The organism is Microbacterium sp. S1037, assembly GCF_048381605.1.
GTDB classification, from domain to species: Bacteria; Actinomycetota; Actinomycetes; order Actinomycetales; family Microbacteriaceae; genus Microbacterium; species Microbacterium testaceum_B.
Genome location: NZ_JBLWIG010000003.1, coordinates 252,275 through 266,435, shown reverse-complemented (window position 1 = coordinate 266,435; position 14,161 = coordinate 252,275). Strand labels below are relative to the sequence as shown.

The window sequence follows — 14,161 nt, the reverse complement described above, 5'->3', positions numbered from 1 at the left end:
AGCGATCAGGGACGCGCCGGGTCGATCGGCGTGAACCGCCGCAGCCCCGCGCGCGAGCTCAGCCGCGACGCGGCGAGCGACCCCGCAACCGCGAGGAAGATCGGCAGCAGGAGCGTGAAGCCGGTGTCGGTGAACTCGATGATCAACGCGATCGCGGTGAAGGGCGCCCGCATGTTGGATGCCAAGAACGCGGCCGCCGCGATGATCGCGAGCGCCGTGCCGTCGGCGCCCGGCCAGATGAGTGCCCACCCGGCCGCCGCGGCCGCACCCAGCGCCGCGCCGATCGCGACGGAGGGCTGGAGGGTGCCGCCGATCGCCCCCGAGCCCAGCGAGATCGTCGTCGCGACGTACTTCAGTAGAGCGAGCAGGAGCAGCAGGAGCGCGGGCTGCGACAGGTCGAAGCCCGCGGTGGCCAGGGCGCGACCGTTGCCGAGCACGAGCGGGAAGAACGCCCCGAGCGCCCCCACTGCGGCGAACGTCACGGGCAGGACGACGAGCAGTTTCCAGCCCGTCGGGCGGAAGCGTCCGAGCGCCTTGGTCACGGTCGCGAAGCTCGTCGCGCCCCAGCCCATGAGCGGGCCGATGAGAACGGCCGCGACGACGAGCGAGGCGTTCACCTCGAGCGCGGGCACCTGGTACAGCGAACCGTCACCGACGAGGGGACGCGCGACGAGCGTGGCGATCGCGCTCACGGTCAGAGCGACGACCGCGCCGCCGACGCTGAACTGCGCGAGCAGGATCTCGATCGCGAACAGCGCACCCGCGAGCGGGACGTTGTAGACCGCCGCGAGACCGGCACCCGCCGCCGACGCGATGAGGATGCGTCGCCAGCGCGCGTCGAGGCCGAACCAGCCGACGATCTTCGAGCCCGCCATCGCGGAGAGCTCGCGCGGCGCGACCTCCTTGCCGATCGAGGCGCCGAGGGCCACCGAGGTCACCTGGATGACGGTGTCGGCGAGCGTCTCCCACCACGGCATCCGGGCGCCGTCGACTCCCTGCTCGACCGTGGCGAGCTTGCGACCGAATCGCCGCAGCAGGTACCACCCCAGCGCGGCGACGACACCCGCCCCACCCACGGTGACGATCGGCAGCCACCACGGCGACGGCAGCGCGAGGCCGTCGAGGAAGGGTCCCTCCTCGTGACCCCACACGAGGTGCTCGATCGAGTGCACGATCCACACGAGCAGCAGCACCGCGAGGCCGGTCGCCAGCCCGACGATCAGCGTGGCGAGGCCGAGCTTGGACAGCGCGAGGACGGCACGACGATGGGGGCGCGTCCGCGCCAGGGGCTCTGCTGTCACCCCGCAACGCTAACGGACCCGCGTTACCGTCCCGTGACGCGTTCTTCCGCGGCATCCGCTCGCCGCCGAGCGGTATCGCGCTACCGTGACCAAATGACCCCTCCCCCCGTGGCGGCCCGGCGCCCCGCCGACGTCCTCGGCATCGTCGCCGTCATCCTGTCCGCAGTCCTTCTCCTGCCGACGCTCTTCGTCTACCTCGTGGGGCTCATCCCCGAGATGAACGCCATCTGGTGGCTCGGCATCATCCTGCTGCCGTTGCTCTTCGTGGACGGCGTCATCGTCATCGTGCTCGCGGTGATCGGCCTGATCGTCGCCGTGCGCCGAGGAGGACGACGCGTGTGGTCGATGGTCGCGCTGGGGCTCGGCATCCTGATGCTCGTTCCCGCCCTGCTCGTGCTGGTGCCATGGTCGTCATGATCCTCGGCGCGGAAGCGCGAAAACATTAGGCTCTCCCTTGTGACTTCCCGCGCCCCGCTCTCCCGCAAGCTCTCCGCCATCGCCGAGTCCGCGACCCTGAAGGTCGACGCCAAGGCCAAGGCCCTCCAGGCCGCCGGCCGTCCCGTCATCTCGTACGCGGCCGGCGAGCCCGACTTCGCCACCCCGTCGTTCATCGTGGATGCCGCAGCGAAGGCGCTGCAGGATCCCAAGAACTACCGCTACACCCCCGCCGCGGGCCTGCCCGTGCTGCGCGAGGCGATCGCCGCGAAGACCCTGCGCGACTCTGGCCTCGAGGTCGCGCCCTCGCAGGTCATCGTGACCAACGGCGGCAAGCAGTCGGTGTACCAGGCGTTCCAGACCGTGGTGAACCCCGGCGACGAGGTGCTGCTGCCCGCCCCGTACTGGACGACCTACCCCGAGGCGATCGCCCTCGCCGACGGCACGCCCGTCGAGGTCTTCGCCGGCGCCGATCAGGACTACAAGGTCACGGTCGCCCAGCTCGAGGCCGCCCGCACCGACAAGACCACCGTGCTGGTGTTCGTGTCGCCCTCGAACCCGACCGGCTCGGTGTACACCCCCGAAGAGACCGCCGAGATCGGGCGCTGGGCCCTCGAGCACGGCATCTGGGTCATCACCGACGAGATCTACCAGAACCTCACGTACGAGGGCGTCAAGGCGGTCTCGATCGTCGAGGCCGTGCCCGAGCTCGCCGAGCAGACGATCCTCGTCAACGGCGTCGCGAAGACCTACGCCATGACCGGATGGCGCGTGGGCTGGATGGTGGGCCCTGCGGATGCCATGAAGCTCGCCGGCAACCTCCAGTCGCACCTGTCGAGCAACGTCAACAACGTCGCCCAGATCGCCGCGGCCGCCGCGCTCAACGGTCCCCAGGACGAGGCCGAGCAGTTCCGTCTCGCCTTTGACCGCCGCCGTCAGCTGATCGTGTCGGAGCTGGCGAAGATCGACGGCGTCGAGGTCCCGAACCCTCTCGGCGCGTTCTACGTGTACCCCGACGTGCGGGGCCTTCTCAACCGGCCGTGGGGCGGCGTCACCCCGACGACCTCGCTCGAGCTCGCCGACCTGATCCTCGAGAAGGCCGAGGTCGCCGTCGTTCCCGGCGAGGCCTTCGGCCCGAGCGGCTACCTGCGCCTGTCGTACGCCCTCGGCGACGACCAGCTCCTCGAGGGCGTGCAGCGCCTCCAGCGCCTGTTCGCCTGAGCCTCTTCGGCGCCGGTCACCGACTCCCGGTGGCCGGCGCCGTTCTGTGCCCGCCCGCGGTGGTGTCGGTGGCCGGGCGGTCCCGGCGTCGGGGCGGTCCGGGCGGCCGGGCGGTCCGGGCGGTCCCGGCGGCGCGGACCGTCACGCGGAGTCCCGGGCCGACACGCCGAGGCCCCGGCATCCGGAACCGGCGTGTCACCGCCGAACTCCGCACGACGGCACAGCGGGATGCCGCCACACCCGACCGCCCGACCACACCCGACCGCCCGACCTCCACGGCGCCGCAGCGCCCCGAGCCGTCAGGCGGAGTTCCATGCCGACACGCCGCGGCCCCGGCATCCGGAACCGGCGTGTCACCGCCGAACTCCGCACGACGGCACACCTTCGCGACCGCGCGGGACGGCCGGAATTACAGCTCGACGTTCACCAGGACCGGCTCGGGCTGAAGGATCAGGCCGAACTCGGAGTGCACGCGGCTCTGGACGAAGCGGGCGAGCTCAGAGATCTCGGCCGCCGTCGCCTCACCGCGGTTCGTCAGCGCGAGCGTGTGCTTGGTCGACAGGCCGGCGCGCGAGCGCGGGAACCGGAACCCGCGACGAAGCCCCGCGTTCTCGATCAGCCACGCGGCGCTCACCTTGACCTCGTGCCGCTCGACCGGGGGCGGGGGCAGGATGCCGTCGAACGCGGCGAGCGGGATCACGGTCACCGGATCGAGCACCGGCGCCATCGGCCATTTCGGGCACGCCTCGGGAAGGGTGCGGGCGAAGGCCTCGCTGACGATCGCGTTCTGGAAGAACGAGCCGGCGCTCCAGGTGTCGGGGTCTTCCGCGTCGAGGACCATGCCCTTGCGGGCGCGGGTCGCGAGGACGTGGTCGCGGATCCAGCGCAGCGACACGGCGTCATCGGCATCCAGGCCCAACGCCCCGCGAAGCTGCTCCCCCGCGATCGGACGCTCCCCCGCACCGACGCGTTCGAGCTCGAGGGTGACCGAGAGGATCACGGCCGAGCGATCGGGGATCGACCCGTAGTGCTGCTTGAGCACCGACGTCCGGAAGCCGAGGCCGAGCTCGACGGCCGGGACCACGGAGACGTCGCCCGTCGACTCGTCGATCAGCTCGACCTCGACGAGGGTCTGCACGATCTCCTGGCCGTAGGCACCGACGTTCTGCACGGGAGCGGCACCGACCGTGCCGGGGATGCCGGACATGGCCTCGATGCCCGCGAGCCCGCGCTCGACGGTCTCGGCGACGAGCGCGTCCCAGTCGTGGCCGGCCTGCACGCGGAGGCGCACGGTCTCGGGGCGCGAGCCGGGGAGTTCCTCGATGCCCGCCGTGCGCACGCGGATCACCGTGCCGTCGAACGGCTCGTCGCCGACGAAGAGGTTCGAGCCCCCGCCGAGGACGAACCACTCGTCTCCGTCGGCCCAGACCTCGCGGAGCGCCGCGACGAGTTCGTCAGCCGTGCGCGCCTCGATGAGACGCGCGGGCTCGCCGCCGGTGCGCAGCGTCGTGAGCTGAGAGAGCGGGATCGGGGCGACCTCGGGCATCAGACGAGCCGCACCCGCACCTGCGCCTTGCCGAGCACGGTGGTCTCGGCGAACGTGACGGTGAGGTCGATGCGCGCGATGGCGTCATCGACGGCACCGACCTTCGCGCTGACGTGCAGGTCGGCACCGGTCTCGCGGTCGACGACGACGGGACGCGTGAAGCGCACACCGTACTCGGCGACGCGTCCGCTGTCGCCCAGCGCCTCGGCGAGCGTGCCGACGGCGATGCCCATCGTGAGCATGCCGTGCGCGAGCACGCCCGGAAGCCCCACGGCGGCGGCGACGTCGTCGCGGTAGTGGATCGGGTTGAAGTCGCCCGACGCGCCCGCGTACCGCACGAGCGACTCGCGGGTCAGGTGCACGGAGCGCTCGGCGATGACCTCGCCCACGGTGAACTCGCTCATGCGCCGGCCTCCCCCGCCAGAAGAACGCTGGTGGTGGTCACGACGTGGGCGCCGGTGGCATCCACGATCTCGGCTTCGCTGGTGATCATGGCGTTGCCGCCCATCGACCGGATGCCGGTGACCGAGAGCGTCGCGACGAGCTCGTCGCCCGCGACGATCGGACGCGTGTAGCGGAAGCGCTGTTCCGCGTGCACGAGGCGGGACAGCTCGATGCCGGACTCGGGATCGCCGAGCAACTGCTGGAGGGTGAGGTCCTGCACGACCATCGCGAAGGTCGGCGGCGCGACGACATCGGCGTAGCCGAGAGCGCGGGCGGCCTCGGGGTCGGAATGCTGCGGGGCGTCGGCGAAGACGGCGCGGGCGAACTCGCGCACCTTCTCGCGGCCGACCAGGTACGGCGCGGTCGGCGGGAACACACGACCGACCAGTTCAGGATTCACGGGCACCGAACCAGTCTACGGCGGGGCGTCCGCCCGGTCCTGTCGGCCGAAGCCCGTGACGGTGGACGCGTCAGCGCTGGTGGCGCCCCCGCACCGCCTTGATCGCGATCTGCGTCGCGATGAAGACGAGGAAGATCGAGAACAGAACGTTCGCCACGAACGGGTCGACGGCTTTCGCGATCTGCGCGCCGAGCGCCGTGGTCGCGCACGCGGCGATCCCGACGCAGGCGGCCGCCGCGAGGTCGACGTTCGAGCGGCGAAGGTTGCCCACGGTGCCCGAGATCGCCGTCGGGATCATCATGAGCAGCGAGGTTCCCTTGGCGACGAGGTCGCTCGTACCGAACAGCAGCAGCAGGGCGGGCACGACGATGATGCCGCCGCCGACCCCCAGAAGACCGGCCAGGATGCCGGTGACCACACCGAGCACGGCGAGACCGGGTCCGGTGATCCAGGTGAGCACGAGCTCGGCGTCGCGCGAGGGGATCACGAAGTACAGGCTCACGATGACGACGAGGAGGAATGCGACGAACGCCCAGCGCAACGCCGTCTGCGACAGCTTCGGCAGGAGCCACGTGCCGATCTGCGCACCGATGACGGCACCCGCGGCGAGGATAAGCGCCGGGATCCACGCGACGTGACCGTCGATGGCGTAGGTGACGACGCCGACCGAGGCCGTCGGCACGATCGCCGCGAGCGACGTCCCCGCGGCGAAGCGCTGGTCGAAGCCGAGCAGCAGCACGAGGAGCGGCACGATGACCGTGCCCCCGCCCACGCCGAACAGTCCCGACATCAGGCCGGCGAGAAGGCCGACGCCGATGCAGACGGCGAAGAAGCGGACGGAGCGCTTGGGTCGGATGTCGGCGTGCACGAGGGTCAAGTCTGGCACCTTCGAGGCGGCACCTCTCCCGCGTGGCGTCTGCCCGGCGGGGCCCCCACGCGCCTCGCCCGCCCGCGCGGCTGCACCCGCGGGAACGAAAGCGGCCCCCGGTGTCCGAAGCCGCGTCCACCGGGGGCCGTCGCCCTCGCAGGTCAAGCGGCACGGTGACCCGAACACCGGTCCGCGACCACTCGCGCGAGGGTGCGACAACACTGACGGTAGCGAGCAGCGTCCAACGCGAATGCCCCATTGACACGGATATCTCGAACTGCTAATTATTTAGACCGCGTATGACAATCACCCGTCGGCGGGAATGTCTCCGCCCGCCCCGCCGTTGATGCCGAGCATGATAACCGTAGGAATCATCGGAGCAGGACACATCGGCTCGGCCCTCGCCAAGGGCTTCGCCAACAACGGCTACGACGTCGTCATCGCCAACTCTCGCGGGCCCGAGACCCTGGCGGATCTCGTCGCGTCAATCGGAGACAGGGCGCGTGCGGCGACGGCACAGGATGCCGCGGAAGCCGGCGAGTTCGTCGTCGTCACGGTGCCGCTGAAGGCCATCGGCGAGATCCCGGTCGCTCCCCTGACGGGCAAGATCGTCCTCGACACGAACAACTACTACTTCGAGCGCGACGGACACATCGCCGCCCTCGACGACAAGAAGACCACGACCTCGCAGATGCTGCAGGAGCACCTCCCCGAGTCGGTCGTCGTGAAGGCGTTCAACCACATCATGGCCGCCGACATCCTCACCGACGGCTCCCCCGCCGGCACCGAGAACCGTCGCGCGCTCGCGACCGCGAGCGACTCCGACGAGGGCGTCGCGCTCATCACGCGCGTCTACGACGAGTTCGGCTTCGACACCGTCAACATCGGCCCGCTCAGCGAGAGCTGGCGCGTCGAGCGCGACCAGCCGGCCTACGTCGTCCGCCAGAACGCTGACGAGCTGACGCAGAACCTGGCACGCGCGGAGCGCTGACCGCCGCGCGCCCGGCTGTCGCGCACCGCGCGTCCCGGCCCGCGCGAGCTGCGCGCCCCGGCCCGCCGCACGCTCATAAACGCGATTCGCTCACAGAAACACGCTCTCCACGCGTTTCCGTGAGCGAATCGCGTTTATGCGGGGGATGCCGGGACCCCGGCGCCGCAACACGATACCCCCGCCGCACGGACCGTGCTGCCGCCGGGGTTCGCGCAGCGGTATCGGCACGCGACCATAAACACGATCCGCACGCAGAAACACGCTCTCCCCGTGTTTCCGTGAGCGAATCGCGTTTATGCGCGGATGCCGGGACCCCGGCGCCGGACTCAGAGCGAAGCGAGCGCCCGGTCGACGTCGGCGACCAGGTCGTCGACCGACTCGATGCCGACCGACAGACGCACGATGGTGTCGGGCACCGCGAGCTCGGTCCCCCGCACGGAGGCGTGGGTCATGGCATCCGGGTAGTTCACCAGCGACTCGACGCCGCCGAGCGACTCGGCGAGGGTGAACAGGCGCGTCGACTCGGCGAAGCGGCGGGCGGTGGCACCGTCGGCGAGCTCGAGCGACACGATGCCCCCGAAGCCGCTCATCTGCGACGCGGCGAGCGCGTGGCCGGGGTGCTCCGGCAGCCCGGGGTAGTACACCCGTGCGACCCGGTCGTGACCGGCGAGGTGCTCGGCCACGGCCTGCGCATTGGAGCTGTGGCGCTGCATGCGCACGGCGAGCGTCTTGATGCCACGCGTGGTCAAGTAGGCGTCGAACGGTCCCGAGACCGCACCCGCGGCGAACTGCAGGAACTGCACCTTCTCGGCGAGGTCGGCGTCCGCGAAGGCGAGCGCCCCGCCGACGACGTCGCTGTGCCCCCCGAGGTACTTCGTCGCGGAGTGCACCACGACGTCGGCACCGAGCGAGATCGGTCGCTGCAGGGCGGGCGACGCGAAAGTGTTGTCGACCACGACGATCGCGCCGGCCGCGTGGCCCAGGCGCGCCAGACCCGCGATGTCGGTGATGCGCAGCATCGGGTTGCTGGGGGTCTCGACCCAGACCATCTTCGGCGCGCGTTCCTCGATCGCCGCGGCGACGGCATCCAGGTCGCTCATGTCGACGACGCGCAGCTTCACGCCCCACGGGCCGAGCACGCGCGCGAGCAGCCGGTACGTGCCGCCGTACACGTCGTTGCCGAGCAGCACCTCGTCGCCGGGGACCAGGGCCGCGCGCAGCAGGGCGTCCTCTCCGGCGAGACCCGAAGCGAACGACAGCGCCCGAGCGCCTCCCTCGAGGGCGGCGATCTGCGTCTCGAGCGCCGTGCGCGTGGGGTTGCCGCTGCGGCCGTACTCGTATCCGCCGCGGAGGCCACCGATGCCGTCCTGCGCGTAGGTCGTCGAGACGTGGATCGGCGGGATGACCGCGCCGGTGGTCTCGTCGAAGGCCTGGCCCGCGTGGACGGCGAGGCTGTCGAAGCCGCGGGCGGCGTCGTGGGTGCTCATGCGGAGTGCTCCTCGGAGGGGGTGGGGATGAGGGATGCCGTGGGCTCGACGTCGTAGCCGCGCGCGCGCATCCAGTCGTCGTCGAAGATCTTGCTGAGGTAGCCGCGTCCGTGATCCGGCAGCACGACGACCATGACCGCGTCGGCGGGGAGATCGCGGGCGACGCGAAGAGCGCCGACGACGGCCATGCCGCTGGATCCCCCGACGAGAAGACCCTCCTCGCGGGCGAGGCGGCGGGTCATCGCGAACGACTCGGCATCGGACACTCGCTCGTAGGCGTCGACCACGGTCGGGTCGAAAGCGGGCGGCCAGAAGTCCTCGCCCACGCCCTCGACGTCGTACCCGTGGATATCGCCCCCCGAGTAGATCGAGCCGACGGGGTCGACACCGACGATGCGCACGGCGTCTCCGGCGACCTCGCGAAGGTACCGACCGGTGCCGCTGATCGTGCCGCCCGTTCCGACGCCGGCGACGAAGTGGGTCAGTCGACCATCGGTGTCGCGCCAGATCTCGGGCCCGGTGGTCTCGTAGTGGCTGCGGGGCCCGTTCGGGTTCGCGTACTGATTCGGTTTGAAAGCACCGGGGATCTCGCGTACGAGGCGGTCGGACACGCTGTAGTAGGAGTTCGGGTCGTCGGGCTCGACATTGGTCGGGGTCACCACGACCTCGGCCCCGTACGCCCGCAGGACCGCGCGCTTGTCCTCGGCGACCTTGTCGGGAACGACGAAGACGCACCGGTACCCGCGCTGCTGCGCGACGAGCGCGAGACCCACACCGGTGTTGCCGCTGGTCGGCTCGACGATCACGCCACCCGGCTTCAGGTGTCCGTCGCGCTCGGCGGCGTCGATGATGTTGGCGGCGATCCGGTCTTTCGCCGAACCACCGGGGTTGATGTATTCGATCTTCGCGAGGACCGTGGCGGCGATGCCGTCGGTGACGCGGGTCAGACGGACGAGGGGGGTGTTGCCGACGAGGTCGGCGACGCTCTGGGCGTAACGCACGATGGCATCCTGAGGGGTTTGTGCGCCCGTACGGGCGCGGCTGACGGGGTCGTCGAAAGAGAACGCGGAAAAGCGTTCAGCGACAACAGCGACAGGTCAGCACGCCGCCAGCATACCCGACGTCGTCGATGCTCACGCGACAGCGCCCAGGAACTCCTCGAAGCTCTGCGCCGGGCGGCCCGTGACCCGCTCGACATCGTTCGAGACGCCGGCGAGGTCGCCGCTCGCGATCGCGGTGTAGGTGCTCACCCACGCGTCGACCTGCCAGCGGGGAGCGCCGAACGCCGCGCGCGAGGCGTAGGCCTCGTCGACGGTCTCGTCGAGGAAGCGCACCGGGTGGCCCCGGACGGCGGAGATCTTCTCGGCCACCTCGGTCATGGTGAGGGCCTCGGGGCCGGTGAGGTCGTATGCGGTGTCGGCGTGAGCGGTCGGATCGAGAAGGACCGACACGGCCGTGGCCGCGACGTCGGAGCGCGAGACCAGTGAGCATCGCCCGTCGCCCGCGGGACCCCGGATGACGCCGTCGTCGCCCGCGAAGAGCTCCATCATGTCCATGTAGAAGTTGTCACGCAGGAACGTCCACCGCATGCCCGAGGCGCGGATGATCTCCTCGGTCGCGGCGTGATCGCGGCCCAGCGTGAACACGGCATCCGGGGCGGCCGCGAGGAACGACGTGTAGACGATCGAGCGGACGCCCGCCGCGGCGGCGGCCTCGACGAACTCGCGATGGTGCTCCACGCGGTCGGACGTCTCGGAGGCCGAGACCATGAAGAGGGTCTCGACGCCCTGCAGGGCCGCGCGCGCGGCATCCGCGTCCGAGTACCGGGCCACGTGCACCTCGGCCCCCTCGAGCGCCGGGGCACGAGGAGCGTCACGCACGAGGAGACGCTGAGGGATGCCGCGGGCGGCGAGGTCGCGGGCGACACGGCCCCCCACGGCTCCGGTGGAACCGGTGACGGCGATGACGGGCGGCGTGGGCATTCGGCCTCCGGGAGGATGGGAGCGGTGCATCCAGCGTATTGCGGCGTCCCTTTGCCGGGGCCGAGAAGATGTTCAGGTGGCGGGGGCCACCAGGCGCCCGACGCGGACCCGCACGGTCGCCCCCGCGGCCGTGTCGTCGGTTCCGCGCACCGCAGCGGCCACCGCGGAGGCGACCGCGACCGTGTCGTCCTGGGCCGAGACGCCGATGCAGACGGTGATCGAACGTGCACCGTCGACCTCCTCGACCGCGGCGAGAGACCCCTCGGCGTCGACGGCACGCTCGACGGCGCGGGCGACGAGGGGGCGTGCCGAGTACATCTCACGCACCCCCTCGGTGGCGGTGACGGCGAGGTCGATGCGCGGCGCGAGGGCGGCGGTGGTCAGGTCGGTCATTGGTCTTCCTCTCCGTCGACGTGCACGTCGCCCACGGTGACGTCCACGCGCCCCACCCGCAGGTCGCCGTGTCGCTGGATCGCGGCGCGGATCCCTTCGCGCATCTCTTCCACGGCGTCCGCCATGGCACGGCCGAAGCGCACACTGACCGAGACACGCACGTCGAGGGGCGCATCGGGCTCGTTCTGCTGGAGGCGCACGCGCCCCACCAGCACGCCGTCGACGCCGTCACCGACGGAACGGATGAGCTCGTAGAGCGCCCCCTCCGTCACGACGATCTCGACACCGTCGGAGCCTCGAACGAGGGGGATGTCGCGGCCCGCGCGGAACTCTCGCATCACCTCGCGCATGATCGAGTCGTACCAGGACTCGGCCAGAGGCTCGGCAGCCTGTTCTTCGACGATCTCTCGAGAGAGACGCCCCATCCGTTCCATGGATGCCAGAACGGCCTGGCATTCCGCGTTGCGCTCGATCGCGGCGATGCGCGGAACGCGCCCGCGGTCGAGGTAGGCGGAGAGATCCTCGAGCGAGTAGCCCGAGCCCCCGATGTCGTCGCTCATCCCGTCACCTCCAGTCCTGCATGCGTTCGAGCACGATCTTTCGCGCCCTGGCGAGTCGACCGCGAACCGTGGCCGCGTTCTCGCCGACCTCGACGGCGATCTCGTCGTAGCTGTGACCGCCGACCTCGCGCAAAACCCAGACCACGCGCAATTCCTCGGGCAGCTCGGACAACACCTTTTTCAGCGCGTCCATCTGCGACGATGCCACAGCCGAGCGCTCGGGGTCGTCTTTCGCAGAGACCATCTGCTCATCGATCTGGTCGGAGAGCTTGCGGGCGCGGAGTCGATCGGTCGCTTTCCGGGACACGATCGTGGTCAGCCAGCTGCGTACCTTCTCGGGATCGGTGAGATCGGGCAGGCGCCGCCACGCGGTGATCAACGCTTCCTGGACGCAGTCGTCGGCGTCGGCGCGCGAGCCGGTGAGGCGCGTGGCGAACGCGACGAGGAACGGCGCGTGTCGACGCACCAGCACTCCGAAAGCCAGCTGGTCGCCATCAGCCGCCCGCGACGCGAGGAACGCGTCTGTGGCGGTGGACAAAGCGGTCATCGGGTTCCTGTCGGTGTTACGTGCGGACCCGGGTGCTGGCGAGTCGGTTCCGTCCACATAGCGAAACACCCCGGACGAAACCGCCCACAGAGCTTGACGCGGACGCCGAGACATGGCATCCGATCTCCGCCTTCCGCCAACGGCCCCGATGTCGGGGGTCGGCGGTAGCGTCGACGGTGTCCCTTCGACACCAAGGAGCCCCATGCGCATCGCCCTCACCGGCTCGTCCGGAAAACTCGGCACCGTCGTCGCGCGCGAACTCCGCGCGGCCGGTCACGAGGTCATCGGCTTCGACATCCGCGGCGAGCGCGGTCCTGGCTTCGTGCAGGTCGACCTCACCGACTACGGCCAGGTCATCGACGCGCTCGCGGGAGTGAACGATCAGCACGACGGGGTCGATGCCCTCGTGCACCTCGGTGCGATCCCCGCCCCCGGCATCCGGTCCGATGTGGCGACCTTCCACAACAACATGACCAGCACGTTCAACGTGTTCTGGGCGGCGGTGCGCCTCGGCATCCAGCGAATCGTCTACGCCTCCAGCGAGACGGTGCTGGGTCTGCCGTTCGACATCGACCCGCCCTACATCCCCGTCGACGAGGAGTACGCGCCGCGACCCGAGTCGGTGTACTCGCTGGTCAAGACGCTCGAGGAGCGCCTGGCCGTCGAGCTGGTACGCTGGAACCCCGAGCTGTCGATCACGGCCCTGCGCTTCTCGAACGTCATGGTTCCCGACGACTATGCCGAGTTCCCCTTCGACGCCGACGCGCGCACCCGCAAGTGGAACCTGTGGGGCTACATCGATGCGCGTGACGGCGCCCAAGCCGTCGAGCGCGCCCTCGAGAGGGCGCCGGCCGGGTTCGACACGTTCATCATCGCGGCGGCCGACACCGTCATGACCCGCCCCAACGCCGAACTCGTCGCCGAGGTGTTCCCCGCCGTCGAGACGCGCGGCGAGCTGGGCGAGAACACGACGCTGCTGTCGATCGACAAGGCGCGCCGCCTGCTCGGCTACGACCCGCAGCACTCGTGGCGGGACGCGCGCTGACGCGGAAACGCTCGATCGAAGTGCCACACTGAGTGCGTGACCGCTGCCGACCCCTCTGCGACGACGACGGCTCCCGCGCGCCGCGGGCGTCCCGGGTACGACCGTGAGGGTCTGCTCGCCGTCGCGGTGCAGCTCTTCAACGAGCAGGGATACGACGCGACGAGCGTGGCCGACCTCGCCCGTCGCCTGGGTCTGACCAAGTCGGCGCTGTACCACCACTTCGCCTCGAAGGAAGAGCTCCTGGCGGTCGCCCTCGAAGCGGCGCTCGGCGGCCTCGAGGCCGTTCTCGACCAGCCCGGTGCCCGTGAGGGCGCGGCATCCGATCGTCTTCGCTTCGTCCTCACGGGGGCGACGGACGTGCTCGTCGCCCAGTTGCCCGCGGTGACCCTGCTGCTGCGCGTGCGCGGCAACAGCGCCGTCGAGCAGGCGGCGCTCGAGCGCCGACGCGTGTTCGACCACCGCGTCACCGCCCTCGTCGCCGAGGCGCAGGCGGAGGGCAGCGTGCGCGATGATGTCGACGCCGCGGTCGCCGCGCGCCTGCTGTTCGGCATGATCAACTCGGTCGTCGAGTGGTACCGCCCCGGCGGGAGTGTCGACGGCGACCGCCTCGGGCACGACATCGTGCGCATCGCGCTCGACGGCCTCCGCACGACCTGAGCACCCGCACGCGCGGACCGACCGCACCGGCCGAGCGCGCGTACCGGCCGAGCGCGCGTACCGTCACGCGGACATCGGCACCGACACGCCGCACCCCAACCCCGCCCACGGGCGTGTCGCCCGAGAACTCCGCCTGACGGCACGGGCGGGCCGCGCGTACCGTCGCGCGGACTTCGGCACCGACACGCCGCACCCCAACCCCGCCCACGGGCGTGTCGCCCGAGAACTCCGCCTGACGGCACGGGCGGGCCGCGCGTACCGTCACGCGGACATCGGCGCCGACA

16 protein-coding genes are annotated in these 14,161 nt (G+C 70.8%); 5 read left to right on the top strand and 11 right to left on the bottom strand.

Annotation, left to right across the window (positions count from 1 at the left end; all coding sequences use genetic code 11):
• Positions 1–5: 5 nt before the first annotated feature.
• On the bottom strand, positions 6–1,301 hold the full coding sequence (locus tag ACMW4R_RS16325; RefSeq protein WP_058597614.1) for a chloride channel protein: 1,296 nt from the start codon (positions 1,299–1,301) through the stop codon (positions 6–8).
• 93 nt (positions 1,302–1,394) lie between these two features.
• On the opposite strand from ACMW4R_RS16325, the gene ACMW4R_RS16320 reads away from it, so the two are divergent.
• Complete coding sequence (locus ACMW4R_RS16320) at positions 1,395–1,718, top strand: hypothetical protein (RefSeq protein ID WP_418300435.1); 324 nt, start codon at positions 1,395–1,397, stop codon at positions 1,716–1,718.
• Positions 1,719–1,757: 39 nt separating this feature from the next.
• Positions 1,758–2,957 carry a pyridoxal phosphate-dependent aminotransferase gene (locus tag ACMW4R_RS16315; RefSeq protein ID WP_418300434.1) on the top strand — a complete coding sequence of 400 codons (1,200 nt, stop codon included), beginning with the start codon at positions 1,758–1,760 and terminating at the stop codon, positions 2,955–2,957.
• A 409-nt stretch (positions 2,958–3,366) separates the two neighbouring features.
• On the opposite strand, the gene ACMW4R_RS16310 is transcribed toward ACMW4R_RS16315, so the two are convergent.
• The 4 genes from ACMW4R_RS16310 to ACMW4R_RS16295 form a co-directional block, all read right to left on the bottom strand.
• Positions 3,367–4,503, bottom strand: coding sequence for a UDP-N-acetylmuramate dehydrogenase (locus ACMW4R_RS16310; RefSeq protein WP_418300433.1), 1,137 nt, complete (start codon positions 4,501–4,503; stop codon positions 3,367–3,369).
• Entirely contained in the window at positions 4,503–4,907 is a 405-nt protein-coding gene (locus ACMW4R_RS16305; protein ID WP_418300432.1) for a MaoC/PaaZ C-terminal domain-containing protein, read from the bottom strand. The genes ACMW4R_RS16310 and ACMW4R_RS16305 overlap by 1 nt, the downstream gene beginning before the upstream one ends.
• On the bottom strand, positions 4,904–5,353 hold the full coding sequence (locus tag ACMW4R_RS16300; protein ID WP_058597619.1) for an FAS1-like dehydratase domain-containing protein: 450 nt from the start codon (positions 5,351–5,353) through the stop codon (positions 4,904–4,906). The genes ACMW4R_RS16305 and ACMW4R_RS16300 overlap by 4 nt, the downstream gene beginning before the upstream one ends.
• 64 nt (positions 5,354–5,417) lie before the next feature.
• Entirely contained in the window at positions 5,418–6,215 is a 798-nt protein-coding gene (locus ACMW4R_RS16295; protein WP_058597631.1) for a sulfite exporter TauE/SafE family protein, read from the bottom strand.
• Positions 6,216–6,570: 355 nt separating this feature from the next.
• On the opposite strand from ACMW4R_RS16295, the gene ACMW4R_RS16290 reads away from it, so the two are divergent.
• The gene (locus tag ACMW4R_RS16290; protein WP_418300431.1) at positions 6,571–7,206 is read left to right on the top strand and encodes an NADPH-dependent F420 reductase; all 636 of its coding nucleotides are present in this window, start codon (positions 6,571–6,573) and stop codon (positions 7,204–7,206) included.
• A 326-nt stretch (positions 7,207–7,532) separates the two neighbouring features.
• Here the strand turns inward: ACMW4R_RS16290 and ACMW4R_RS16285 are convergent, their stop codons facing one another.
• The 6 genes from ACMW4R_RS16285 to ACMW4R_RS16260 form a co-directional block, all read right to left on the bottom strand.
• Complete coding sequence (locus ACMW4R_RS16285) at positions 7,533–8,693, bottom strand: cystathionine gamma-synthase (RefSeq protein WP_058597621.1); 1,161 nt, start codon at positions 8,691–8,693, stop codon at positions 7,533–7,535.
• The gene (locus ACMW4R_RS16280; RefSeq protein WP_058629357.1) at positions 8,690–9,694 is read right to left on the bottom strand and encodes a pyridoxal-phosphate dependent enzyme; all 1,005 of its coding nucleotides are present in this window, start codon (positions 9,692–9,694) and stop codon (positions 8,690–8,692) included. The genes ACMW4R_RS16285 and ACMW4R_RS16280 overlap by 4 nt, the downstream gene beginning before the upstream one ends.
• A 132-nt stretch (positions 9,695–9,826) precedes the next feature.
• Positions 9,827–10,675 (bottom strand): SDR family oxidoreductase, encoded by an 849-nt coding sequence (locus tag ACMW4R_RS16275; RefSeq protein ID WP_418300430.1) that lies wholly within the window; start codon positions 10,673–10,675, stop codon positions 9,827–9,829.
• A 72-nt stretch (positions 10,676–10,747) separates the two neighbouring features.
• On the bottom strand, positions 10,748–11,068 hold the full coding sequence (locus ACMW4R_RS16270; RefSeq protein WP_418300429.1) for a hypothetical protein: 321 nt from the start codon (positions 11,066–11,068) through the stop codon (positions 10,748–10,750).
• Positions 11,065–11,628: a hypothetical protein gene (locus ACMW4R_RS16265; protein ID WP_058597625.1), complete on the bottom strand. Its 564-nt coding sequence runs from the start codon at positions 11,626–11,628 to the stop codon at positions 11,065–11,067. Before ACMW4R_RS16265 ends, ACMW4R_RS16270 begins: the two co-directional genes overlap by 4 nt.
• Positions 11,629–11,632: 4 nt before the next feature.
• Positions 11,633–12,175 carry an RNA polymerase sigma factor gene (locus ACMW4R_RS16260; RefSeq protein ID WP_058597626.1) on the bottom strand — a complete coding sequence of 181 codons (543 nt, stop codon included), beginning with the start codon at positions 12,173–12,175 and terminating at the stop codon, positions 11,633–11,635.
• Positions 12,176–12,377: 202 nt separating this feature from the next.
• On the opposite strand from ACMW4R_RS16260, the gene ACMW4R_RS16255 reads away from it, so the two are divergent.
• Both ACMW4R_RS16255 and ACMW4R_RS16250 read left to right on the top strand, forming a co-directional pair.
• Complete coding sequence (locus tag ACMW4R_RS16255; RefSeq protein WP_418300428.1) at positions 12,378–13,220, top strand: NAD-dependent epimerase/dehydratase family protein; 843 nt, start codon at positions 12,378–12,380, stop codon at positions 13,218–13,220.
• Positions 13,221–13,256: 36 nt separating this feature from the next.
• Entirely contained in the window at positions 13,257–13,877 is a 621-nt protein-coding gene (locus ACMW4R_RS16250) for a TetR/AcrR family transcriptional regulator (protein ID WP_058597628.1), read from the top strand.
• Positions 13,878–14,161: the final 284 nt, after the last annotated feature.

What these genes read in the sequence shown, in the direction of transcription:
- ACMW4R_RS16320 (WP_418300435.1), top strand. Translation starts at nt 1,395, where the DNA reads ATGACCCCTCCCCCCGTGGCGGCCCGGCGCCCCGCCGACGTCCTCGGC.
- ACMW4R_RS16310 (WP_418300433.1), bottom strand. Translation starts at nt 4,503, where the DNA reads ATGCCCGAGGTCGCCCCGATCCCGCTCTCTCAGCTCACGACGCTGCGC.
- ACMW4R_RS16305 (WP_418300432.1), bottom strand. Translation starts at nt 4,907, where the DNA reads ATGAGCGAGTTCACCGTGGGCGAGGTCATCGCCGAGCGCTCCGTGCAC.
- ACMW4R_RS16290 (WP_418300431.1), top strand. Translation starts at nt 6,571, where the DNA reads ATGATAACCGTAGGAATCATCGGAGCAGGACACATCGGCTCGGCCCTC.
- ACMW4R_RS16285 (WP_058597621.1), bottom strand. Translation starts at nt 8,693, where the DNA reads ATGAGCACCCACGACGCCGCCCGCGGCTTCGACAGCCTCGCCGTCCAC.
- ACMW4R_RS16275 (WP_418300430.1), bottom strand. Translation starts at nt 10,675, where the DNA reads ATGCCCACGCCGCCCGTCATCGCCGTCACCGGTTCCACCGGAGCCGTG.
- ACMW4R_RS16270 (WP_418300429.1), bottom strand. Translation starts at nt 11,068, where the DNA reads ATGACCGACCTGACCACCGCCGCCCTCGCGCCGCGCATCGACCTCGCC.
- ACMW4R_RS16265 (WP_058597625.1), bottom strand. Translation starts at nt 11,628, where the DNA reads ATGAGCGACGACATCGGGGGCTCGGGCTACTCGCTCGAGGATCTCTCC.
- ACMW4R_RS16260 (WP_058597626.1), bottom strand. Translation starts at nt 12,175, where the DNA reads ATGACCGCTTTGTCCACCGCCACAGACGCGTTCCTCGCGTCGCGGGCG.
- ACMW4R_RS16255 (WP_418300428.1), top strand. Translation starts at nt 12,378, where the DNA reads ATGCGCATCGCCCTCACCGGCTCGTCCGGAAAACTCGGCACCGTCGTC.